Annotated in this window: 16 protein-coding genes and 1 pseudogene; 8 read left to right on the top strand and 9 right to left on the bottom strand. The window is 69.7% G+C overall.

The window, feature by feature from the left end:
* Positions 1-93: 93 nt before the first annotated feature.
* Positions 94-456, top strand: a complete 363-nt coding sequence (locus D7Y21_RS23720) for a DNA-binding response regulator (RefSeq protein ID WP_233612256.1) — start codon at positions 94-96, stop codon at positions 454-456.
* A complete protein-coding gene (locus D7Y21_RS23715; protein ID WP_147443156.1) occupies positions 449-949 on the top strand; it encodes a DUF6232 family protein in 501 nt (166 codons plus the stop codon). The genes D7Y21_RS23720 and D7Y21_RS23715 overlap by 8 nt, the downstream gene beginning before the upstream one ends.
* Here the strand turns inward: D7Y21_RS23715 and D7Y21_RS23710 are convergent.
* The 6 genes from D7Y21_RS23710 to D7Y21_RS23685 all read right to left on the bottom strand — a co-directional run bounded on the left by D7Y21_RS23710 (position 900) and on the right by D7Y21_RS23685 (position 9,287).
* Complete coding sequence (locus D7Y21_RS23710; RefSeq protein ID WP_120562782.1) at positions 900-1,931, bottom strand: LLM class flavin-dependent oxidoreductase; 1,032 nt, start codon at positions 1,929-1,931, stop codon at positions 900-902. The two genes, D7Y21_RS23715 and D7Y21_RS23710, sit on opposite strands and share 50 nt — an antisense overlap.
* A gap of 223 nt (positions 1,932-2,154) precedes the next feature.
* Entirely contained in the window at positions 2,155-3,948 is a 1,794-nt protein-coding gene (locus D7Y21_RS23705) for a diguanylate cyclase domain-containing protein (protein WP_121715883.1), read from the bottom strand.
* Between the two features lie 330 nt (positions 3,949-4,278).
* Complete coding sequence (locus D7Y21_RS23700; RefSeq protein WP_233591507.1) at positions 4,279-4,656, bottom strand: response regulator; 378 nt, start codon at positions 4,654-4,656, stop codon at positions 4,279-4,281.
* Between the two features lie 166 nt (positions 4,657-4,822).
* Entirely contained in the window at positions 4,823-5,233 is a 411-nt protein-coding gene (locus tag D7Y21_RS41875; RefSeq protein ID WP_158619232.1) for a response regulator transcription factor, read from the bottom strand.
* Between the two features lie 194 nt (positions 5,234-5,427).
* The gene (locus D7Y21_RS23690) at positions 5,428-7,008 is read right to left on the bottom strand and encodes a DUF2357 domain-containing protein (protein ID WP_121715879.1); all 1,581 of its coding nucleotides are present in this window, start codon (positions 7,006-7,008) and stop codon (positions 5,428-5,430) included.
* 2 nt (positions 7,009-7,010) lie between these two features.
* A complete protein-coding gene (locus D7Y21_RS23685) occupies positions 7,011-9,287 on the bottom strand; it encodes an McrB family protein (protein WP_121715877.1) in 2,277 nt (758 codons plus the stop codon).
* Between the two features lie 156 nt (positions 9,288-9,443).
* On the opposite strand from D7Y21_RS23685, the gene D7Y21_RS23680 reads away from it, so the two are divergent.
* From D7Y21_RS23680 to D7Y21_RS23665, 3 genes are all read left to right on the top strand, one after another.
* Entirely contained in the window at positions 9,444-9,671 is a 228-nt protein-coding gene (locus D7Y21_RS23680; protein ID WP_121715875.1) for a type II toxin-antitoxin system HicA family toxin, read from the top strand.
* A gap of 117 nt (positions 9,672-9,788) precedes the next feature.
* Positions 9,789-11,390, top strand: coding sequence for a helix-turn-helix transcriptional regulator (locus tag D7Y21_RS23675; RefSeq protein WP_121715873.1), 1,602 nt, complete (start codon positions 9,789-9,791; stop codon positions 11,388-11,390).
* A gap of 280 nt (positions 11,391-11,670) precedes the next feature.
* Entirely contained in the window at positions 11,671-13,134 is a 1,464-nt protein-coding gene (locus D7Y21_RS23665; protein WP_121715871.1) for a hypothetical protein, read from the top strand.
* Here D7Y21_RS23665 and D7Y21_RS23660 read toward each other — a convergent pair.
* Genes D7Y21_RS23660 through D7Y21_RS23650 form a run of 3 tightly spaced genes read right to left on the bottom strand, consistent with a single transcriptional unit; the run spans position 13,117 to position 20,020 of the window.
* Entirely contained in the window at positions 13,117-16,764 is a 3,648-nt protein-coding gene (locus D7Y21_RS23660; protein ID WP_121715869.1) for a hypothetical protein, read from the bottom strand. The two genes, D7Y21_RS23665 and D7Y21_RS23660, sit on opposite strands and share 18 nt — an antisense overlap.
* A complete protein-coding gene (locus tag D7Y21_RS23655; protein WP_121715867.1) occupies positions 16,761-18,794 on the bottom strand; it encodes a CHAT domain-containing protein in 2,034 nt (677 codons plus the stop codon). The genes D7Y21_RS23660 and D7Y21_RS23655 overlap by 4 nt, the downstream gene beginning before the upstream one ends.
* 50 nt (positions 18,795-18,844) lie before the next feature.
* Positions 18,845-20,020 carry a trypsin-like serine protease gene (locus tag D7Y21_RS23650; protein ID WP_121715866.1) on the bottom strand — a complete coding sequence of 392 codons (1,176 nt, stop codon included), beginning with the start codon at positions 20,018-20,020 and terminating at the stop codon, positions 18,845-18,847.
* Positions 20,021-20,093: 73 nt separating this feature from the next.
* Between D7Y21_RS23650 and D7Y21_RS42915 the strand changes: the two genes are divergently transcribed.
* From D7Y21_RS42915 to D7Y21_RS23635, 3 genes and pseudogenes are all read left to right on the top strand, one after another.
* Positions 20,094-21,029 carry a GNAT family N-acetyltransferase gene (locus tag D7Y21_RS42915; protein WP_233612255.1) on the top strand — a complete coding sequence of 312 codons (936 nt, stop codon included), beginning with the start codon at positions 20,094-20,096 and terminating at the stop codon, positions 21,027-21,029.
* 64 nt (positions 21,030-21,093) lie between these two features.
* Positions 21,094-21,681 (top strand): PadR family transcriptional regulator, encoded by a 588-nt coding sequence (locus D7Y21_RS23640; protein WP_120562790.1) that lies wholly within the window; start codon positions 21,094-21,096, stop codon positions 21,679-21,681.
* Positions 21,678-22,310 (top strand): annotated as a pseudogene (locus D7Y21_RS23635) (apolipoprotein acyltransferase); the annotation flags it as partial. The gene D7Y21_RS23640 and the pseudogene D7Y21_RS23635, both read left to right, overlap by 4 nt.

Genomic DNA, 22,310 nt, shown 5'->3' with positions numbered 1-22,310 from the left:
GGGCTGGCGGATTGCCATGGTCCACGGGTGATAACTCCGTGGCCCCGGGGGACGGTGGTTCCGGCATGTAGCTTGCTGTGACGTGGGACCGTGGTGTCCCTGCGCACAACCCGGGCCTTGCTGCTCGGTGCGGATGAGTCCCTGGCCTCGCTGCTGGCGGACGTGCTGGGCGACCTGGGCATTGCCCTGTTCCTGGACGCGGAGGACGCGGCCCGGCCGGACCTGGTGCTGGCGCACGTGGAGCGCGGGGAGGCCATCCTCCCGGTGCTGACGCACGCGCGGGACTGCGCCGCCGCCGCGCCCGTCGTCGTCCTCCTGCCCTTCGCGGACGAGCGCCTGGTGTCCCGCGCCCTGTGTCAGGGGGCCCGGGCATGTTTCGCGCTGGGCCGCCCGCTCGATGAGCTTCGCGCCCTCCTGCGCTTGCACTTTCCTCTGTTGGAGACCACCCATGGGTGAACCGATGGCCGTCGTCACCGTGCTGCGTCCCGTTGTCCCCTTGCGTGAAGCGGAGCGCCGCCCGGTGGCTCCGGTGTCGGACGCGGCGGAGACCTCCCTCTTCCAGGCCGGCCAGGTCCGTGTCACCGGCGAGCGGCTCGTCGTGGGCGGCCAGAGCTGGGCGCTGCGTGACGTGCTCCAGGTGGAGACCGCGCGCCGCACCCCGAAGGTGTGGCCCTACCTGCTCGCGGTGGGGCTGGCCGGGGCGCTGGGGCTGCCGCTGTTGTCCTGGCTGTCCGTCAGCGTGACGGCGCTGAAGGGCGCGTACGAGGCGGGGCTCGTCGTCACCGCCCTGGGCCTCTTCGCGTCCATGGCCGCGCTGCTCGTGGTGGAGGACACCCACTACCTGGTGCTGGGGCTGCCGGGCGGCTCGCGCCGCGTCTTCGGCAGCCACGACGCCCAGCTCATCGCGCGGCTTGCGGGGACGGTGCGGGCCGCGTGTCAGCGGCCGTGAGCTGCTCGCGCACCTGCGAGACGATCTCGAAGGAGCGCAGCCGCGCCGCGTGGTCGAAGATCTGCGCGGTCACCATCAGCTCGTCGGCCCCGGTCTGCTCCAGGAGGGACTGGAGGCCGTCGCGCACGCTGTCCGGCGAGCCCACCACGGTGCACGCCAGCATGTGTTCGATCTCCGCCAGCTCCATCTCGTTGAGCTGACCGTCCATGCTGTCCACCGGCGGCAAGAGCGGGCCCGGCCGGCCCCGGCGCAGGTTGATGAAGGCCTGGAGCAGCGAAGTGAAGAGGCGCTGGCCCTCCTGGTCCGTGTCCGCGGCGAAGACGTTCACGCCAATCATCGCGTACGGCTTCTGGAGCACGTCCGACGGGCGGAACTGCGTGCGGTACAGGTGCAGCGCACTCATCATCTGCGCGGGCGCGAAGTGCGACGCGAACGCGAAGGGCAGCCCCAGGGCCGCGGCAAGCTGCGCGCTGAAGGTGCTGGAGCCCAACAGCCACAGCGGCACGTGCAGGCCCGCGCCCGGCACCGCGCGCACGGCCTGCCCCGGCGTGGGGTCCTTGAAGTAGTTCTGCAGCTCCACCACGTCCTGCGGGAAGCTGTCCGCGCCGCCCAGTCCCCGGCGCAGGGCGGCGGAGGTGCGCTGATCCGTCCCCGGCGCGCGGCCCAGGCCCAGGTCGATGCGGCCGGGGTAGAGCGTCTCCAGGGTGCCGAACTGCTCCGCGATGATGAGCGGCGCGTGGTTGGGCAGCATGACGCCGCCCGCGCCCACGCGAATCGTCTTCGTGCCCCCCGCCACGTACCCGATGACCACCGACGTGGCCGCGCTGGCGATGCCCGTCATGTTGTGGTGCTCGGCCAGCCAGAAGCGCTGGTAGCCCCAGGCTTCCGCGTGGCGGGCCAGGTCCAGGCTGTTGCGGAGGGCGAGGCCGGCGTCGCCCCCGGAGATGACGGGGGACAGGTCGAGGACGGAGAAGGGGATCATCGGGGGACCCTCGCGCCACGGGGGGCGGAAAAGCCCTTCGATAGCCAGGGGCCCCAGGGTTTTCACGGCATTGACGCCTCCCAGGCCCTCCGGCCTGCCAGGCGGAGCCCATCCCACCCATCAGCCTGGCTTGTCGCCAGGCGCGCCCGGGGGGACCGATGCCTTCGAACCTGTCCGACTGTCGGACAGGTTTGCGGGCGGTCGCGCCCGGGGGGAGCTGCTTTCAGTCGTGCTTGGAGGCTGGCTCCGGCTTCGCCCGGTCCAGCGCGGCGTGCGCCCGGGCCAGGGTGCCGTGCGGATCCTCCTCGCCCTGCACCGTCACGGCGATGGACACGCACGCGGGCTGGCCGGGCACGTCATGGAGCTGCTGGCGCGCGGCCTCCGCGCCCACGGCGTCCGCCCCGGGCAGCGCGAGCAGGAGGGTGTCCCCCGTCCAGCGCACCACGAAGCCCGGTGGAGGACAGAGGCCCTCCGCGTGCCGGGCCAGCTCCCGCAGCGCCGCGTCGCCCGCGTCGTAGCCGCGCGCGCGGTTGACGGCGCCCAGCTCCACCAGGTCCACCAGCACCAGGCTGATGGGCAGCCCTTCCCGTCGGCAACGGCCAATCTCCCTGGCCAGCCGCTCCTCGCCCACGCGCCGGGTGTCCAGCCCCGTGAGCGCGTCCTGGCGCAAGAGCCGCTCGTGCTTGCCCTTCAGGTCGGCGCCGATGCCCAGGTCCATCAGCGACAGGAGCTGCGCGATGCCCCCGGGCACCAGGAAGGGCCGCGCCACCCAGCGCACCACGCGCGGCCGGGGCCGCTCCAGCGACAGCGTCAGGTGCAGCCCGCGCGAGCTCTCCGCCGCCAGGTCCAGCTGCCGCAGCGTGCCGCCGGGGTCCGCGGCCAGGCTTGCGACGTGCTGGCACAGCGAATCGAAGGCCATGCCCGACAGCCGGTCCTCCGGCAGCCCCAGCAGCTCCGCCAGCGCCGAGTTGGCGGCGAAGGGCTTGCGGCCCGGCGCCACCACCAGCACCGGCACTTCGAGGGCGCTCACCGCCTCGCGCACCAGCGCCAGCGCCGCCGCCTCGGTGAGCACCGGCTCCGCCGCGCGCAGGGGATGAGGCAAGGCGGAGCGAGCCCGTCCCTTCACCGCGGTGTGCTCCAGGTTTTCCGCCACGCGGCCCGCCAGCTCGCGCAGTGCCGCCAGGTCCTCCGGGCCCAGCATCAGCGGACGCGTGTCGATGACGCACAGCGAGCCCAGCACGTCTCCGGTGGAGGTGATGAGCGGCGCGCCCGCGTAGCTGCCGACGATGCCGTCGCGCACCAGCGGGTTGTCCCGGAACACCGGATGGCGCGTGGCGTCCGGCACCACCAGGGCCTCGCGGCCCTGCACCACGTGGTGGCAGAAGGACCAGTCGCGCGGCGTGCCCCGGTCCTTCGCGAGCGCCGCGGGCAACCCCACGTGCGCCTTGAACCACTGCTTGTCCCCCAGCACCAGCGTCAGCAGCGCGACGGGCACCCCGAAGGACTGCGCCACCTCCGTCACCAGGTCCTGAAGCTCCTTGTCGGGCAGGCCCGGGTTCACCAGCTTCAGCTCGTCGATGCGAGCGAGCCGCCGCTTCTCCTCGTCCGCGTTGAGCTCCACCTGGCCGTGGCCCGCGAGCTGGCGCGCGAGCGCGCGCCGCACGCCGTCGCGCATCACCTCCGGCCCCGCGCGCCGGCTGAGCAGCGCGTGGATGCCCAGCGCGTCCTTGAGCTGCCAGGCACGCACGCGCAGCTCGTCGAACGCCGTCACCACCATCACCGCCGTGTGGCGCGCATCCGAGCGGCCCCGCAGCCACGCCAGCAGCGCGAACCCATCCACCCGGGGCAGCGCCAGGTCCGTCACCAGCAGCGTGGGCGAGCCGCGCAGACGCACCAGTTCCTGGGCCTCCGCGCCATCGCGCGCCACCACGCCCTCCAGCCCCTCTTGCTGCGCGAGCGCGAGCAGGCCCGCGGCACGGTGGCGATCCGGTTCGGCGATGAGGGCATAGCGGGACATGTCGGTCCAGTCATGCTGCCACGCGTGTCGCCGTTGCGTACCCCGACCCTTTGTCCAAGTGAGGCCCGCTCGTCCATGGGCCGACGGGGCAGGGTGCCCTCGTGGATTCCCACGACTGCCTGCACCTGCGTCAGGACCGGGGCTCCCCTGGCAGCGAGCGTGGCGCCCCGGGCTCCGCCGCGCCCGAGGCCGCTCTGTTCCGGACTCCGGATCGCCGAGCACGCGAGTCGCGGTGCGTCACTCCGGGCCGCGCGGACGCGACGCGCTCGCACGGCGACGTCGCCGCGATGGCGCCCGGACGCGGCGTGGATCCGGCGACCGCGCGTCTTCCTAGCGCGGAGCTTCCAGCAATTGCGACACGTGCTCCGCCAGATCCGGCAGCGGCTGGGGCTTGCTCAGCACCAGGTCCACGCCCAGCGCCTGCGCCCGCGTCCCCAGGTCCGGCGTCGCGAACGCCGTCAGCAACACCATGCGCGTGGCCGGGGAGGACTCGCGCACCCGCTCCGCGATGATGAGTCCTTCCTCGGACTGCGTTCCGCTCAGGCGCAGATCGCTGATGACCAGGTCGTACCGGCCGTGCTTCACGCGCTCCAGGGCCTCGGTCAGGTCCGTGGCCGAGTCGACCTCGTACCCGGCGCTGGAGAAGAAGCGGCCCAGGACCCAGCACAGGACCGTTTCATCATCGATGATCAGCAGGTTCCGGGGCACACAAGGAGGCATGAGCAAGCGAGGGGCCAGGAGCCCCGGGAATAAAGCGATGAAGTCGTTACAGCCACTTGGCCCAGCGGAAGCACGTCCGCCGGGCCGCTTGTCCAGCTTGCGGATCCAGTTTCCGGAATCCGGACAGAAACAGAGAAGACGGCAGTCTGGAGTTTCAGCGCATGGGGATGGGCTGGGGCTGGTCCTCGTTGGCCGCGGCGGGGATGAGCGCGGACAGGTGGAGGAGGAGCACCGGCATCAGCTGGGGCTTGGGCAGCAGCTTGGTGATGCCACTGCTCCACGCCGAGTGCCGGACCTCGTCCAGAGGCAGCGCCGTCATCAGCAGGATGGGGACGTGCGAGTCCTGCAGGCGCAGGTCGCGAGCGAAGCGCAGACCTTCCTCCATGCCGGGCCGGCCGAAGGGATGATCGATGAGGACCGCGTCGAACAGGTTCGTGTCCAGCAGGACTCGCGCCTGGGAATCCGTGCGAGCGGTGAGGACGGTGAATCCCGCGGCCGTCAGGTGACGCGCCGTCGCCCCACGAACCGGGGGCTTCGAATCGAGGAGGAGGATTTTACCGTGCATGCACAACAACAGTGCAGCGGTTGTGCCACACGAGGCGTCATGCGCCCTTCCAATCATTGCAAGGGATTGCAGGGGAGGGGGCGGGCGCGGACGGATCCGTTTTCCAATTCCTGGACCGGACTCCGGATTCTGGAATCGCCGGGGACGCCTGAACGACGACAGCTCTCGACGAGAGGCACCGAAATGCGCCCGCTTCACAGCTGGAGCAGCGCTCCCAGCCATGCGGACAGCGTGTCCATTGGATGGCCAGGGGCGAGCTGGAAAATCCCAACCCGATGCTCCCGCAGGAAGTCCGGCTTGAACCAGGGAGAACAGGCGGGAAGCTCCGCGGGCGCAAGGAGCACGCTGGCCTCACAATGTCCCCCTGCATCGGGCCAGCGCAGGCTGTCTCGATAGAGATGCGCCGACTCGAATGCGTCCCCGAGGCCCGATCGTGAGACCCGGTATTTGGCATCCAGGCAGACCCAACCGACACGGCCCTGGAGCGACCAGCGTAAGACCAGGTCGGGCCGCCGCTCCTTGGAGATGCTGAAGCGGGAATGCCCGGTCCCCAGCGGCAGGAACGCCCGGAACGTGGGGTTGAACAGGAGCTGGACCCAACCGCTGGGACCTACCGCTTTGAAGCAAGCGCCGTCGAGCGATTCTCCCAAGACCCCTAGCGGCTCAAGCCCCTCGGCGGTCCACCGGTAGCCTTCGAGAAGCGCCCCCAGCAACCGGCGCACGGCGAAGAAGGTCCAGAGTTCGTAGAGCTCGTAGGTGGGGCGGGTCGCCACGCCGTTCGGGCTGGGGATGGGCTCTTGCCGGAAGAGGGGCGAGCGGAGGTGGCGTCCCAGCCGATGCAACCGGGCATAGTGCGGATCATCCAGTGCGACGGCCAGCGCCGCCTCCGTGGGAGGCGAGGGCGTCACGGTCGACAGCCAGGAGCTCCGGACCAGTGCGAGCAATCCCGAGGAGGCGTCCCGCAGCCGGTCCGCGCGCGCCTCACACCAGCGTTCCCAATCCGCGGCTTCGGTTCCCGCCGGCGCATTTCGCGAGCGTCCCGGGGCTCGCAGCTGCTCTGCGTAGGACCCGAGGTCGCGGGCGAGCGCCTGGACCAGCCACGAGACATAGCGGTTCACCGGATGGTCGAGCCGCGCGACCGCCGAGTGCACCGGAACGAAGGGCGGTCGCTTCGCGGTGGACGACTCGGTCCAGCTCACGCCAAGGGCCCGGGTTGCCTCCGGATGACGCTGGAGCCAACCCAGCGTCGACCGCTCGACGCGTCGGACCTGGTGGGAAGGCAGGTGTTCTTCGTGAAAGTCAGTCCGTGCGCGCGGGGAGGCGATGATCGCGCGCAAGGAGTCCAGCAGCGCCGGGACGAGGGGCAGGGCCGCCTCGACCAGGAGCGGCACGCGACCTCCCCCAGCGGCAACGGTCCCTTGGAGCCCTGGCAGCGCCCCCACGCCAAGCCCAGGAAGCCACGCTTCCAGCTCCGCGAGCAGCAAGGGCCAGGACTGCTCGGCGAGCTTTTCGGCGCTTGCGATGAACTGGACGCCCGTCGTCCACCGGGTCTCCCCCTGGACGCAGTGAAGCGTCTGGGAGCCCACGGAAAACCACGGGGGTATCCGGAATCCCCGCTCCCGTGGATCCCACTCCAGCGCGAGCGGCCCCAGCGCGACCTGGGTGCCCTCGGGATCGCCCGGCCCCAGCGCGATGAAATAGGACCGGCCTTCCTCCAGGCGGAGGGGCTCCCCGGAGTGGGGCTGGGCCGCCTCTCCGGACGCGTGGACCTCCATCTTCAGGACCAGAACCGGCTGATGCCGGTGGCCTGGAGGGTCGCGTACATCTGCCTCACCTTCGCCGCGCTCCGGTGGAGGCCGAGGGACTCGCAGTGCGCGCCCAGTGCCTGGTGCATGGCCTCGAATGCGGCGGACTGTTCTCCTCGGATGCGCGGGAGGATCTTCGAGAACACAGCCTGGTCGAGCAACTCGATCCGGAGCGAGGGCGAGACCTCGGGCCCCGCGGCTGCGATGAAGGCCAGCACCTCCGCGGCCGTCCGGTATCCGAAGTGCCTCCGTGAGGGCTTCAGGATGCCGTGCAGTGCCTCCAGGAGTTGCTCGACCTCCGGCTGGCGCTGCTCCTGCCGCTGGAAGAAGTCCTGGAGGTGGACCTCCCAGAACTCCATCGTGAACGCACGGTCGATGACCTTGTCGCTGAAGGGGTGCGTCGTTTCGTCCATGTTCACGGTGCCGGCGATGAACAGGTTCTTGGGCCAGGGCACCGAGGGTGGCACGTCGTTGATGGGCTCGTCGCTTCCGTGGAAGTAGAGGCGGCCCTGGTCCTGCTCCATGGCCGACAGGAAGGGCGCGAAGTACTGCTCGGCGCGCGCGAGGTTCATCTCGTCGAGGATTAGGAAGTAGGGGTGACTGGGATTGCGGGCCGCCCGCAGGATGAGCCGCAGCGCGGGCTCGGCCTGGAAGGTTGGCTCGGCATGCAGGGCGTTGAGGTAGCCGATGAGCCCCGAGGGGTCTCTCCAGTCCGGAGAGACCGGGACCACCGCCACGTGGTCGTCGGTGGGCAGTCCGAGGAACTGACAGTAGAGCCGCGCGTATTGGCGGACGATGGCCGTCTTGCCCGTACCAGAGAGCCCCGCGAGCAACACGAAGCGCCGCTGCGGATTGCAATGCCAGGCCAGGTGCAGCGTCCGCAGCTGAATGTCCTGCAGCACGAAGGTCTTCGCCGTGGAGTCCTCGGCGAAGGCCTGTCGCATGCGCTCGAATGCAGGCCACGGTGTCGCCGCGACAATGGGTGCGGACGTGACGCTGGGGAGGTCGAGGATGTCATCGGAGTCCTCGGTCTCCTCCAGCTTGGGCGCGGCTGGCAGGACCTTGGGAAGTCTGCGCTCCCAGTCCTTGCCGGCGGCGGTGAGCTGGTAGCCGCCTCCTGGTGCGGGCTCAATGAGGTCGAGCGACTTGGCCCACGTCGCGAGCTGGGCCGGTCCCATGGTCTCCGTCCACTTGGGGTAGATGAACTGCAGGTGCTGGTAGATCTTCGATGCGGTGGTGGGACCGGCGGACAGGAGGCGCAGCAACCCTGCGAAGGGGAAGACGCGCTCCAACAGCCGCTCGACGAGGATGTCCGGAGCATCGCTCTCCAGGAGGTTCTCGCCCGCATCCGTGGAGTGCAGCAGGTCTCCCCGGGCCTCGATCAATCCCAGGCTGGCGACGCGAGAGATGTGGAGCCGGAGCGCGGCGCTGCTCTGCGCGGAGAACTCAGGGCTGGACTTGAGGGTCTCCACCAGTTCCGCCCTGGGCGTGCCGGAGAGACATGCCTGGACGATGCGCCGGTAGAGTTCGAGACCGTTGCGTGGGGAGGAATTGCCTTTGTACTGCTTGCCGAAGGGCCAGAGCGTCAGGACGCTGTTGGCCCGCTCCTCGGAGGTCGCGGTCGAAGAGAGGGGGGTGGTGCCATGGGAGATGGCGTCGAACTGCTCGTGCAACCACCAGCAGAAGGTCGAGCGCAGGACGTGCTCGGACAGTTCGTTGCCTTCGGGGCCCAGTACATCGCGCAGCCGGGCACGGATGAGGACGTGGCTAGGGCGGGTCCCTTCGGGAAGCAGGAGCCGTGCCGTGCGGACGTGGGCGTCGTACCGGAAGATGCAATGGAACTCCGAGGGTAGGAGCGCGGCGAACGCCCGCCACATCCGGGCGTATGGCTGACGCTTGGAATGTCGCTCACGCACGAGCCGGAGGATCCGGTCGCCCTCCTCCTGGATGGCCTCGGCGCGGGAGGTTGCGTCTTGTGGCCAGGACGTTTTCCGGAGCGAGACCAGTCCCTCCACGATTTCCGGATCGGTGAAGGCACCCGTCACGTTGACGCTCTCGCCCGGACCGACCGGGGTGATATCGCGGGCCCGCCACAGACGCTCCTGGCTCGCGGGACTGCGAAGCTCTGCGTCGTTCTGGGACTGCACCCAGTTGAGAAACTGCAGGTAGTTCTCCTGCCAGCGCGTCCACTCCTTGGGGGCGAACCGCCCCTCGGCATAGAGCTCCCGCACCTGTCCGTCGTTCAGCATGTCAGCCTCATCAGGGGGCAATCGCAGCGGGTCCGGTTGTGCAGCTTCCGCATCGGGAAAGCAACCAGGGGGCTGCCGGGAGCGCTTCGCTGAAATCGTGTTCGGAAGCGCGGACAAGGACTCCCTCGGCCGAAGCCACGGCCTCGCGAGGTGCCCATGTCCTACCGTCCCAGGGTTCGTGAATTGCTGGATGCGTTGAAGCAGCTGGAGTGTCGGGCCAGCCCGCTTCGAGGGGGTTCACACCAGAAGTGGACCACGCCGGGCGGCGCGGCGTTCTCCGTGGTCATCGCCCGGCCTGGCGAAGAGGTCAGCCGCACCGTGCTGACGAGCATCCGGCGGGTCCTGCGCAAGGAGTGCCTTCGCCTTGGCTTCGACAGGGCATGATGCCTGGCATGAGGGGCGCTTGCCGGATCTGCTTGGCTGCGCGACGGCCTCAGTGGCCTCAAGATGTCGCGCTAAGACGTCCGGCCAGGGCCGTTCCTGGCCCGTAGGAGCACTCCCATGACGCGTAAGTCCCGGAGAAAACTGTGGAAGGGTCCCCTGCCCACGAGTGGGGAGATCCTGGGCGGCGTGGCGAGCCTCTTCGAGTGGAAGCCCCGACACAGTGCGCAGGACCGCACCTGGCGCAAGTACATCACAGGGGGCGCGATCCATGAGAAGACGCGTCGCGGCATCCTCCAGGAGTTCATCGAGGCTGGATTGCCAGATGCCGGAGCCTCGCTCACGCGGGAGAGACTGTCGGCTGAGCGTGAGCAGACCCTCGCGCAACTGGTGGATGTCCTCGTGGCACATGTCTCCTGGTGGGATGACCTCTGCGCCAGGCGGAAGGCCGCGCTCCCCATTGAAGCCTCACGGTTCATCAACACCGTGGTCCTCCGATTGGCGGTCGTCGAACTGGCCGTCCGGCTTGCACCCCTGGGGACCCTGCACCTGCCCCAATTACAACCGTTGAGCAAGAAGCCAGAGCGTATCGACGTCCCCGAGCACCTGCTGACGACCCTGCTGCGGCAGGTGCTCAAGGAGCTGAAGATCACCCGGAACGCGCTTTCGGAGGCCCTGGATGTCAGCAAGGAAGCTGTGGACCAGTGGTTGGCCAATGGCAAGGTCATTGGCCTCAAGCGGTTGGATGAGATCGCCGAAGTCGTCGCCCAAAAGCTTGGGGGGCGTCCGGAGGTGGCCAAGGGCATCTTGAGGATGGTGCGTCTGCTGACACAGGTGTTCGAGGGATTGCGTGAGCAAGTCGGACAGGAGGAACTGAATGACCTCATTGAGGGCCTATGGCGACTGACACAGGTTGCCAGCAGCGAATGCGAAAGACGGGTGGCGTTCCTTCCTGCTCTTGAACGCGAGCAGGTGCTGGGAGAATTGGTTGTTCTGGGCTCCGCGATCTGGCCGGGGCCGATGCTCAGGGAGGCCATGCAGGCAGCGGAAGAGGATGACTCCTGGCGGAGGGTTATTTCCGCGCTGCCGCACCAGTGGGAAGGTCTTCTGGCAGAGGCCTTGGGGACCGAAAAGCAGTTCCTTGAGATCCGCGAGCTCTGCCTGCGGGAGGGGTTCAAGTATCTCCTGCGGGATGAAGCACGGGTCGCCACGAGCAAGCTGGTCAAGGTCCTCGTCCCCAAGGAGCGGCTGCCCTCGGTCCTGGTGCAGCTGGAACAACCGACTCCAGAAGACGGGATGACGCTGATCGTGCCCTTCGTCTTTCAATATGGCGAGCATCTCTTCTCAGAAGAAGCCGGGCCCGATGGCTGGCGGGAACTCTTGGCCCTCGGCGAAACCTGTCGACTCCTGATGCGCTCTGCCAACAACTCCGAATACCTTGCCGCGCTGAACCAGATCTCCTGGATCAGCTATGTGAAGGCATTGCTGCTGATTGGGACGCAGATGAAGTCGATTTCAAACGAGGATCTGCTCGGGAAGACCACCTGGGACGAGCAGGTCCGTGAGGCCCTTGAGGCACTCCCTCCCATCCCCGAGGCTGTGAAGCCTGAATTGGGGGAGACACTCCATGTCCTGCTGGAAATGCGGGATACGCTGGAACAGACATTGCGCTGGCTACAGGAGATTCGCGGACGGGCTCACCGGCAACTTCACGGTGAATGAGGCGCCGCGCGGCATCCTCCAGGTAGGCCCGCACCACGGGCGTGAGCGGCAGCCGCAGCTCCGTTTTGACGTGCGGCACGGGCGAGTGCACGGAGGTAGGGCGGCGTGCGCTTCAAGGCGTTGCCGCCGCCAACGCAAGCAGAGGTAGTGCCCTGGCCAGGGTGGCTGCGATCCGTTGAGTCCTCGGCGAAGATGCTGGGGCACCGAGTCCGCCAAGCTGCTGCACAGGGGGCACCCACCCGTGCTGCGGTTCTGACGTCCTCCCACTGGGAGCCAAAGGATGCCCGAGCCCGTGAAGGATGAAGCGCTGCAGCTCCTGCTCGCGCGCGCTGACGACCGCCGGCCGGTGCTGGAGGAAGGACTTCCCGCGGACTCCACCCGGGATGCACCCAGGCCCGCGCCGCTTCCTCGCCGTGCCGAGGGCATGACGCTGGAGCGCCCCGACGCGAGCCCGAATGACCTGGCCTCGCAGCGCTGGGGTGTCATCGCGCCGTTGGGCACGACGGGTGATGCCCTGCTTCGCGCCATCGAGCCGCTCCTCCAGCACCGCGAGCAGGAGCAGGGTGCGCCCGTGATGCGCTACCGCGTTCCTCCCGGCATGGACGCGAACGCGGCGGTGCGCTGGAAGGAGTCGGTGCACCGGGCCGAGGACGTCCCCGAGGAGGAACGTCCCAGGTACCTGCTGCTGCTCGGGGACCTGCCCGACGTGTCCATCGAGTTGCAGCACGTGCTCGCGCATGGCGCGTTCGTGGGGCGGCTTCACGTGGGGCTGCCCGACGGTGCGCCGGACCTCGCGGGCTACACGTCCTACGCCGAGAAGGTGGTCGTGGCCGAGAAGCGCGGCGCGCCTCCGGAGGCCCCCGACATGCTCCTGTACACGGCGCGGGACGGGACGACGGCCACGACGTCCGGACACCAGCTGCTGGTGGAGCCCTGCCGGCAGGTCATGGAGACGCGGTGGAAGCAGAAGCGGCCCGCGTTGAAGGTCCAGGAGGTTCCCTATGACTACGCGGACGCTGACGCGCTCCTGGAGGCCGCGGCCGATGCGCGCTCGGCGGTGATGCTCACGGTGGCGCATGGGTTGGGGCGGCCCTCGAAGGGCTGGGCTTCTCCCCAGGAGCAGCGGGCCATGCAGGGCGCGCTGACGTTGGGAGGAGGCCCACCGCTCACGGGAGCACTGCTGCGGGACACGCCCTTCCTGCCCGGAGGCATGTGGTTCAGCGTGGCGTGCTTCGGCGCGGCGACGCCGCCGGACAGCGCGTTCCACGCATGGCTCGCGCAGATCGCCGCGGCCGGTGGGTTCGCGGGCCGTCCCGCGTCCGTGCTGCACAGCCTGCCCAGGGAAGGGGAGCGCCCCTTCGTGGCGGCGCTGCCCCAGGCCCTGCTGGCGAATCCGCGCGGCCCGCTGGGCATCATCGGCCACAGCGACCTGGCGTGGACGCTCGGGTTCCTGGACTCGGAGGACATGACGCGCAGCCGTGCCTCGCGTGTCCTCTCCGCGCTCCAGATCCTGTCCAACGGCAGCCGCGCGGGCGTCGCCCTGGACTCGTTGATGAGCGCGTACCGGGGCGTCAACGACGCGCTGCTGGCGGGCTACCGGGCGCGGCAGGACGCGCAGGTGTATGGCGTTCCGGATCCTGTCGACCCGAAACGACAGGGTTATCAGTGGATGCTGCGCAATGACTTGCGCGGCTATGTGCTGCTCGGAGACCCCGCTGCAAGGCTTTCAGGGCAGCAGCCGTAGCGTCGGTGGCGGCGTCACGAGCGGATCCCGTCCCTGGACCCGCTCACATTCCGCATAGCCGCTGCGCGCCTGTTCCTCGCTTTCATCCAGGTAGCTGCGACGGACGTCCGGAGGAAGGCAGTCCTTGTTGACGGCCCGAAGCCGCCGCTGGAGCTCCGAAACATCCAGGGGCCAGAGCTGCGCCGGTCCATCGGCGCACACCGTGAGGACCTGGTGCCCGACCGGACGGAACTCGGCGGATGCGACCTCCGACTCACATCCCTGGATCACCAGGGGCAGGCCCGTTCCGTCCGCCCGCCACACCCGCGCGGTCGTGTCCGCCGAAGCCGTCACCACCCAGCGGCCATCCGGGCTGAAGCGGGCGGAGGAGACGCGCTCCAGGTGTCCCTTGAGCACCACGGGCGTGCCCGTCCCGTCCGCCCGCCATACCCGCGCGGTCTTGTCCTTGGACGCCGTCACCACCCACAGGCCATCCGGGCTGAAGCTAGCGGAATAGACGTGACCCCCATGCCCCTTGAGCACCACGGGCGTGCCCGTCCCGTCCGCCTTCCACACCCGCGCGGTCTCATCCTCGGACGCGGTCACGACCCACTGGCCGTCCAGGCTGAACTCGGCGGAGAGAACGCTGCGCTCATGCCCCAGGAGCGCCACGGGCGTGCCTGTTCCATCCGTCCTCAGCACCTTCGGGGTTTGGTCCGACGCGGTCACGACCCACTGACCGTCGCGGCTGAACCGGGCGGAGCGCGCTTCGTCGGAGCCCAGCACCCGCGGTGTCCCACTTCCGTCCGCCTTCCACACCTGGGGCACGCCTCCGAACCGGAGCGTGGTCAACACCGACTGGCCATCAGGACTGAATTCCGCTGAGCCAATGGGATTGAGCAGATCCCCTCTCATCACCACCGGAGGGCCCGTCCCATCCGCCCGCAACACCCGCGCACTCCCGTTCGCGAAGACCATCACCACCTGTTGTCCATCCGGACTGAACGCGGCCGACGAAACGGAGCCCGCGCGACCATCGAGCACCACGGGGGCTCCCGTCCCCTCCGTGCGCCAGACGCGCGCCGCTCCGTCGGTGCCCGCCGTGACGACCCGCTGCCCATCCGGACTGAAGCTCGCGGACTGGACCGCCTCTGCGGGGCTCTGGAACACAACAGGAAGCTCCGGTCCGCCCGCTTTCCAGACCCGGAGGGTTCCATCCCTGGACGCGGTGATGATCCGTTGCCCATCCGGACTGAATCGCGCGTTCTCGACCCAACCCTGGTGTCCCTTGAGCACCTGGGGGGGAGCCCTTCCATCCGCTCTCCACACCCGTGCGGTCCTGTCCAAGGACGTAGTCACCACCCACTGACCATCCGGGCTGAACCCGGCGGAGGTGACGGAGGACTCATGTCCTTCGAGCACGACGGGTGTGCCCGTCCCATCCGCCTTCCACACCCGCGCCGTATGGTCCACCGAAGCCGTCACCACCCACAGGCCATCGGGGCTGAACGTGGCGGAGTACAAGGCCCCCTCATGTCCCTTGAGCACCACGGGTGTGCCCGTCCCATCCGCCTTCCACACCCGCGCAGTGTTGTCGTCGGAAGCCGTGACCACCCGTTGCCCATCCGGGCTGAACTCGGCGGAGGAGATGGGCTCCGTGTGCCCCTTGAGCACCACGGGCGAGCCCTTCCCATCCACCCGCCACACCCGCGCCGTTCCGTCCCACGAGGCGGTCACCACGCGCCGCCCGTCCGGGCTGAAGCGCGCCGACAGGGTTGAGGCCTCGTGCCCGACCAGCATCACGGGCTTGCCAGTTCCATCCGCCCGCCGCACCTGCACGCTCATGTCCACCGAAGCCGTCACCAGCCACTGGCCATCCGGACTGAACCTCGCGGAGCGAACGGTATCCTCGTACCCCCGGAGCACCACGGGCGTGCCCGTCCCATCCGCCCGCCACACCCGGACGGTGGCGTCCTGGGATGCGGTGGCAACCCATTGCCCGTCCGGGCTGAACTCGATGGAGCCGACGCGGCCCAGATGGCCCGTCAACGCCACGGGTGTGCCCGTCCCGTCCACGCGCCATACCCACGCCGGTCCCTCCATGGAGGCCGCCGCCACCCGCTGGCCGTCCGGGCTGAAGGCCGCGACCCGCAGCGGATCCGTTCCCTGGAACGTCACCTCCGGGAGGGGGTCCTTCAGGAAGTCATGCGCCAGCTGCGTCCACCACCGCGCCTCCGCGGGTTCAGGCACTTCGAGCAGCAGCTTCGTGGCCATCGCGGTGTAGCCGCGGCCTTGCAGATCGCGAGCCCCCGTCATCAACGCCAATCCCCGCGCGTCCCGCGCCTGCCTGACGGCTTCCTTCGTCGCGAGATCCGCCGCAGTCGTCGCCTGCTCCGCCTGGGACCGCTCCGCCAGGGCCCAGATGAGCAGCAGGGCCATCAGCACCGCCACGCCCGCCGCCACCGACGCCAGGATGATGAGCCTGCGCCGCTCGGCCGCTTCACGCCGGCGCTGTCGTTGCGCTGACTCACGCTCGATGCGCTGCTGCTTGAGCTCGAAGACCTTGCGCGCGAGCCAGTCGTGTCCCAGTTCGAAGTACCGGCTGCCCTGGTGCTGCTCCGCGTGCAGCACCGCCGCCGCTTCCAGGTGCGTCAGCACCTCGTCCGCGTGCTCGGGTGGCAGCTCGGCGCGGGCCTCCTGTTCCGTCAGCAGGGTCCGGCTGCCATCGCTCGCGATGAGGTACTGCTCCAGCAACCGGCGCGCCGCCCGCTTCTTGTCGGAGCCGAGCGCATCCAGCGTCGCCTCCAGGTAGCGGTGCACCATCGGCTCCGCGGCGACAGGCTCCACGGCCTGGCCCCGCGCCCTCTCGTCCCACAGCGCCCGGCAGACGATCTGCGCGAACGCGGCCTGCACCTCGGCGTCATCGTCCTGCTCGCCCTGTCCCGCCATGCGCACCTGCCGCATCAGCGCGCGCACCTCCTGCTCGGACCAGGGCTGCGAGGGCAGGCCCTTCTCGGTGGCCAGCCGGCAAGACACCTTCACCATCTCGCCCACGGTGAGTGGTCCCAGCCGGAAGCCCTGCTCCAGCAACTCGCGCCGGCCCCGCACGCGATCCCGGAAGCGCCCCAGGTAGTCCTCGCGCATCGCCAGCACGAGCTGCAGCCCGCGCACCGGCTTGCGTGCCAGCGCGTCCAGTCCCTTCAGCAGCGCGCCTGTCGCCTCCACGTCGCGCCCCGGCAGGAAGAGCTGCTCCAACTGGTCCAGGTAGATGAGCACCGGCCGGTCCGAGCGCTGCGACGCGAGCTCCAGCGCCGCGTCCAGCGCCTGTGCCGTCCCCGCCTGCTCTGGCGGCGGCCCCAGCTCCAGCTCCGCGTGCATCGTGCTCACGAGCCGCGCCAGCGGAGCCTCCCCCGCGAGCCACCCGTCGATGCGCACCGTGCGGAACTCGTGCGCCTCCTCCAGCAGCGGAATCACGCCGGCCTGCATCACCGACGACTTCCCCGCACCCGAGGGGCCAAAGAGCGTGAGGCACGGGTGCGCGAGGATGCGGTTCACCAGCCGCTGCGTCACGGTCTCGCGGCCGAAGAAGCGCTCGCGGTCCGCCGCGCGGTAGGGCTGCGGCCCGAGGAAGGGATTCACCAGGCCGCTCATCGCGAACCTCCCGGCGTCCCCGTGCCCAGGGACTCGGCCACCGCGCCCGCTTCCGCCTGCACCACCTGGATGCCCGCTCCCGCGGGCAGGCCCCGGCCAGACTTCCACGACTCCGCCTCATGCACCCCGGGCTCCAGCAGCACCAGGCTCTTGCGCGGCAGCGGCCGGCGTCCGAACAGCCGCGACAACAGCATGCGGTGGTGCCATGCCAGCAATGACAGTCCGATGAGCAGCGCGGGCCGGCTGTCCAGCGTCCCCAGGATGGCGTCCGCCAGGTCCGGCGGGAGGACGGACTCCAGGTCTCGCACGCCGTGCAGGTAATCGTCCTCCGTGAGCAGGGGCGTTTCGAAGACGCGGTCGGGCAGGTAGCCCCGGTACAGCCTCACCAGCGCCACGTCGCGCGAGGGGTCGAAGTCCAGGGGCAGCGCGTCGAGCGGTTCCCAGTCCTGCCCCGGCAGGCGCCGTCGGATCAGCGCGGAGCCCTCGTCGGGCGACGAGGGCTGGATGACATACAGCGGCAGCTCGGGCCGGTGCAGCGCGAGCGCCTGCTCCAACACAGGCGTGCGCAAGAGCGTGATGTGCACGCCGGGCTTCAGCCGCCGCGCCAGCGCCTCCACCAGCGGGAGCGTGGGCGTCGCATCCCGGAACACCTCCTGGAAGTGCGAGTCCAGCGTCTTGGGTCCGAAGCGCAGCGTGAACCGCTGCGCCAGCGCGCTCATCGGCAGGGCCTCCGGCACGGCCCACGGCGTGCCGCGCATCCGGCCGTGCAAGAGCTCCCGCAGGTCCTCGTCCGTGGTGCCCCCGTGGTCGCCCAGCACCAGGGAGAAGGGGCGTGAGACCAGGTCCATCAGCCCGCGCACGGACGGGTCCTCTCCGCGCACCGGTTCGGCCTGCACCGGGGCTCGCGGCAAGGTGTTCGCCCGGGCGGGCCGGAAGGAGAAGAGGGTGGTGTCACTGCCCCGCAGGTACAGCACGGGAGAGAAGGCCTCGGCGCTCTCGCCGAACTCCGTCAGCACCGTGCTGCGCGCGTCGTGGAGGCAGCGGGCCACGTCGCCCCGGTGCCGCGTGTCTCCCACCAACGCGCGGTAGAAGGCCCGCGAGCACGCGCGCGCCACGTCTGTCTTCACCGGCCACAGGTGCGCCACCACCGCGTCCGCGCCGCCCTGCGCGAGCAGCTCCGCCGCGCTCGTCAGCGCCCCCGGTTGAGCGCCCTGACAGGCTTCGAGCACCACCAATCGGAGGTCGCCCCGGAAGGCTCCCGCCAGCTCCTTCGCCAGCAGCTCCACGGAGAGCCCCGCGGACGCGCCGTCCGCATCCGTGAGTTGCAGGACCGGTGCTCCCCGCGGGTCCACGCCGCCATGACCGATGAAGTGCAGGATGTGCGGCGCGGGCTCCGAGCGGAGCCGGTCGATGACGTAGTCACGCCGCGAGCGGGGCCCCACGAGCGGCTCCATCCACTCCAGCGCTCCGGAGTCGATGGCCGGCTGGAGCATGGCGCGCAGGCGGGCCGGTGCCTCTTCGTCCAGCGGCGAGACGACGAGCAGCCGCACGGCCCCGGTGACCTCGCGAGGAAGCCAGGGCTTCGTGGACTGCACCCCGCGCACGATGCACAGCTCCGGCGAGATGCCGAGGAAGTCGAGCGGCCCGGACGGTCCACAGAGCGCCTCCCAGGGAAGCGCCTGGAGCTCGCGGTCCCGAGGCAGGAGCCGCAGCAGCAGCGGCTTCTTGCTCCCGGTGTTGCGCGACACGCCGCGCAGCTCGAGCAGCACCTCCTGGAGCCCCTCGCGGAAGAGCGCGGAGTGCAGTGCCCGCGCCTGCTCGGCGGACTCCAGGGGAACCCCGCGCACGGCCGCGTCCCGCACCCACTCACTGAAGCGGCGGAGGGACTCGCGCGAGTGCGCGGGCCCCAACCTGTGCGGCGCGGGCTGTTGGCCTCCGCTGCCCCGCGCCGTGGCGCTGACCTCATCGCCCGCCAGCGCGAGGTCGACCTCCAGCCAGAATCCGGGCGCCGCCGTTCCACTCGTGCTCATGAGCGCGGAAGCCTACCCCGTCCTCACGGCACCCGAAGCAGGCGGCCGTATCAATAGAAGGTACGTCCGAGCATGGAGGCCTCGACGACAGCCGTCTCGCCATACACGGAGATGTACCAGGTCCCCTGGCTCGGGTAGTAGAGCGAGCAATACTCCAGGTTGCTGTCCGTGGCGCCGGAGCGGCAGGTGTAGCTCGTCAGCGTGGGCGCTGCGTTGTAGCGCACGTAGAGGGTGCCATTGCCGGTGCCCTTCTGGAGCGACACGGTGAACGCGGGGATGCCCGACGGCAGGGTCAGGGAGTAGTGCTTCCAGCCGCCCTGGGCTGCGTTCACGTGCTGCAGCGTCGCCCGCGGCGCGGTATTCAGGCGCGGGGTCATGTAGTCGATGAACCCCTTGAGGTAGTCAGCCCTCTCGAAGATGTTCGGCGCAGAGCAGCCCAGGTTGTAGCTGGCGACACCCACCAGCTTCTTCCCAGAGGGACCGTCCACCACCAGCGGGCCCCCCACGTCCCCCGTGCAGAAGGCGTTGCCCTGCGCCGAACCATCCGCCCCCAGCTGGTCGGCGGTGAGGGGTTGCCCCAGCGCCAGGGAGGCATCCGCGTTGGACATCAGCGGCACGCTCATCTTCATCAACGCGTCTGGGATTGCGCTGCCCGGGCTCGTCTGTCCCCAGCCCGAGAGCGTGGCGATGACCCCCGGGGCGGTGTAGCCGGCGGAGACATCCGCCGCCGTCGCCACCGGCAGGGCCGCCACCGTGGTGCCATTGAGCGTCAGCGGGGTCATCAACCGCAGGAGCGCCGCGTCCTTGCCCTGCGTCACATCCCACGAGCCAATGAGGGGAATGATGTCCAGCAGCGTGCTCACCTGCCCCGCGCTGCTCATCGCCGACAGGCTGTTGCCGCCCGCCACGACACGCAGGGTGCTGGGATGCGGGGGCGTCACGGTGCCGGTCCCCAGCACGCACTGGCGTGAAGTGAGGACCCAGTGGGTGTTGATGATGGTGCCGCCACACAGGTGGTTCCCGGCCGTGTCCTGGAGGGACACCATCCAGGGGAACTCACCGGCGGAGGCGGGCGTGCTCCCCAAGAGAGGCTGTGCTGTCTCCGCCACGGCGGGCGCATCGCTGACCGCTTCAGGGCCACAGCCAGCGCCCAGGGACAGGAGGCCCAGCGCGACGGTGGCACGCAGGGAAGGGGACCACGGAAAGGACGAGCGGGGAGAGGTCATGCGGCGACTCTAGGGTTCGTCCTTGGGATGCGAGCAGGCTTGTTTCACCGTTTGAACTGGGAGTGTGGCCGTCATGGACGCAAAGGCATATCGCTGGCTCGTCAATGAGCTGGACAAGTGGCGGGTCCCCATCGACCTGGATGCCCTCCACAAGGGCGGACCCGAGGTGTTCGACGCGCTGGTGGAGATCCTCGAACAGGGCCAGCTCTCCGTCCGGCAGCGAAAGAACGCGCTCTGGGCGCTGAGTGACCTGTGCATGAAACGGGGAGCCTTTCTGGAGCGGAACACCATTCTGTATCGGCTCGCGAAGACCCTCGTCGTCGATGACGAGCAGGAGTTACGTGAAGTGGCGGCCCGGGTGCTGGTGCACCAGTTCTTCCTGCAGGAGGGCCACGCGGACCTGCGGCCACTGTTGAGCGCCGAGGAGCTGAAGTCGCTGCTGGAGCGCGCCGAGGCGCTGGGGTTGAGCGACGAGGTCCGCGACCACGTCTGGTATCGCTTCAATGGCATCACCGCGCGGCGGCGCTTCCACATCCGCCACGCATCGGTGGCTGACGGGATGATCCTCGAGGACATCCGGCGGGCGGCCTTCGAGCCCGTGTTCGCGTCGTTCCGCGCGCTCCTGGGCGACGAGATCTACGAACTCGCGCAGGCGAAGCAGGACGCAGTCCAGGCCGACATGCTTCGAGGGCTCATCGCTCCGGACTCGGGCTGGGACGTGTTCGTGGCCGAGGTCAACCTGCGCGTGGTCGGCTTCGTCGCGGTGAAGGTCGACCCGGAGACGTTCATCGGCGAGATAGGCCTGAACGCGGTCCATCCCGATCATGCCGGACACGGGGTCGGAACGGCGCTCTACGAATGCGCGCTCGGCCACATGAAGCGCGCGGGCGCCAGGGTCGCCACCGTGGCGACCGGTGGCGATGCGAGTCACGCGCCGGCGCGGCGCGCCTTCGAGAAGGCCGGCTTCCATGCCGCCATTCCCAGCGTGTGGCTCTGCCGCCTGCTGTAGCCCGAGCTCCGGGGGGCTGGTGGCGGATATATCAGCCTGATATATCCGGACGGAGGAGGCAGTCATGGCGAGGGAGAGCACCTGTCGGTTCGCCATCCTGGGGATGCTGTGCCGGGAGCCGATGAGTGGGTACGACCTGCGAAGCGCCATCGAGCGGTCGGTGGGGCACTTCTGGCAGGAGAGCTACGGCAACCTGTACCCGACGTTGGAGCGGATGGCGGAGGAGCGGCTGGTGGAGCTCGAGCCAGAGGAGCGCTCGCGGGGCGGACGGGTCCGGAAGGTGTACCGGGTGACGGCGGCGGGGCGGAAGGCGCTCGCGGAGTGGCTGAGGCGGCCGGTGCTCCCGCACGTGGAGCGCAACGAGCTGTTGCTCAAGCTCTTCTTCGGGGCGCAGGTGGGGCCCGCGGACTCCCTGGCGCAGGTGGAGCGCAGCCGCGCCGAGGCGGAGGGGTTGCTGGCGGTGCTGCGCCTCATCGACGGGGACGTCAGTCACGCCCGGAAAGACGACCCGGAGTTCGCCTACCAGCACCTGTCGATTCGCGCGGGGCTGCTCGGGCTGGAGGCGCACCTGCGCTGGTGTGACGAGGCGCGCGAAGCACTTGAGCGGCTGAAGCCGACGACGGGTTCGACGAAGAAGAGGGGAGCGAGATGAGCAGTCATCCGGACGAAGGAGCGCGGCGTCTGTCCATGTCCATGCCGTGGCTCGCCCTGGGCGTCGGGGCTGGACTGGTGCTGTTGCTGAACACGGAGTGGGCGGTGCTGCCCGGCTGGCTGATGGGCGCCCTGTTTCTCTGCTTCTCCCGGCGGCAGCGTCCCGCGGTGGGCTTCATGGGGCTCCTGGTGGCCAACACCGTCGCCGTCGGCGTGGCGAACCTGGGGGTGTTCCCGGGCTCCGCCGTGAGCGCCTTCGGCATGGCCCTGGGAGGCGCGGTGGTCGTCGCGGGGCTGTACCTGGCGGACCGGCTCATCGTGGGGCCGCGGGGCTCCTTCGTGGGGACGCTCTTCCTGCCGGCGGCGACGACGGGGCTGGAGCTCTTCAGTAGCCTGGGCAACCCGTTCGGCACGTGGGGCGTGCTGGCCTACACCCAGGCAAGGGTGCCGGTGCTGGTGCAGTGGGTGTCGGTGACGGGGTTGTGGGGCCTGACGTTCGTCCTGGTGTGGTTCGCCACGGTGGCCAACTGGGCGTTCGAGCACCGGGAGACAGGGCGCCGCGTCCTGCCCGGAGTGTCGGTGTACGCGGCGGTATTGGTGGCCATCCTCGGCTTCGGAGCGCTGCGGCTC

Source organism: Corallococcus sp. AB045, assembly GCF_003668895.1.
In the GTDB taxonomy this organism is placed as follows: domain Bacteria; phylum Myxococcota; class Myxococcia; order Myxococcales; family Myxococcaceae; genus Corallococcus; species Corallococcus coralloides.
Note: the sequence above shows the minus strand (reverse complement) of the source record. Positions and strands in the feature narration are given on the sequence as shown.

What these genes read in the sequence shown, in the direction of transcription:
- D7Y21_RS23715 (WP_147443156.1), top strand. Translation starts at nt 449, where the DNA reads ATGGGTGAACCGATGGCCGTCGTCACCGTGCTGCGTCCCGTTGTCCCC.
- D7Y21_RS23710 (WP_120562782.1), bottom strand. Translation starts at nt 1,931, where the DNA reads ATGATCCCCTTCTCCGTCCTCGACCTGTCCCCCGTCATCTCCGGGGGC.
- D7Y21_RS23705 (WP_121715883.1), bottom strand. Translation starts at nt 3,948, where the DNA reads ATGTCCCGCTATGCCCTCATCGCCGAACCGGATCGCCACCGTGCCGCG.
- D7Y21_RS41875 (WP_158619232.1), bottom strand. Translation starts at nt 5,233, where the DNA reads ATGCACGGTAAAATCCTCCTCCTCGATTCGAAGCCCCCGGTTCGTGGG.
- D7Y21_RS23690 (WP_121715879.1), bottom strand. Translation starts at nt 7,008, where the DNA reads ATGGAGGTCCACGCGTCCGGAGAGGCGGCCCAGCCCCACTCCGGGGAG.
- D7Y21_RS23685 (WP_121715877.1), bottom strand. Translation starts at nt 9,287, where the DNA reads ATGCTGAACGACGGACAGGTGCGGGAGCTCTATGCCGAGGGGCGGTTC.
- D7Y21_RS23680 (WP_121715875.1), top strand. Translation starts at nt 9,444, where the DNA reads ATGTCCTACCGTCCCAGGGTTCGTGAATTGCTGGATGCGTTGAAGCAG.
- D7Y21_RS23675 (WP_121715873.1), top strand. Translation starts at nt 9,789, where the DNA reads ATGACGCGTAAGTCCCGGAGAAAACTGTGGAAGGGTCCCCTGCCCACG.
- D7Y21_RS23665 (WP_121715871.1), top strand. Translation starts at nt 11,671, where the DNA reads ATGCCCGAGCCCGTGAAGGATGAAGCGCTGCAGCTCCTGCTCGCGCGC.
- D7Y21_RS23660 (WP_121715869.1), bottom strand. Translation starts at nt 16,764, where the DNA reads ATGAGCGGCCTGGTGAATCCCTTCCTCGGGCCGCAGCCCTACCGCGCG.
- D7Y21_RS23655 (WP_121715867.1), bottom strand. Translation starts at nt 18,794, where the DNA reads ATGAGCACGAGTGGAACGGCGGCGCCCGGATTCTGGCTGGAGGTCGAC.
- D7Y21_RS23650 (WP_121715866.1), bottom strand. Translation starts at nt 20,020, where the DNA reads ATGACCTCTCCCCGCTCGTCCTTTCCGTGGTCCCCTTCCCTGCGTGCC.
- D7Y21_RS42915 (WP_233612255.1), top strand. Translation starts at nt 20,094, where the DNA reads ATGGACGCAAAGGCATATCGCTGGCTCGTCAATGAGCTGGACAAGTGG.
- D7Y21_RS23640 (WP_120562790.1), top strand. Translation starts at nt 21,094, where the DNA reads ATGGCGAGGGAGAGCACCTGTCGGTTCGCCATCCTGGGGATGCTGTGC.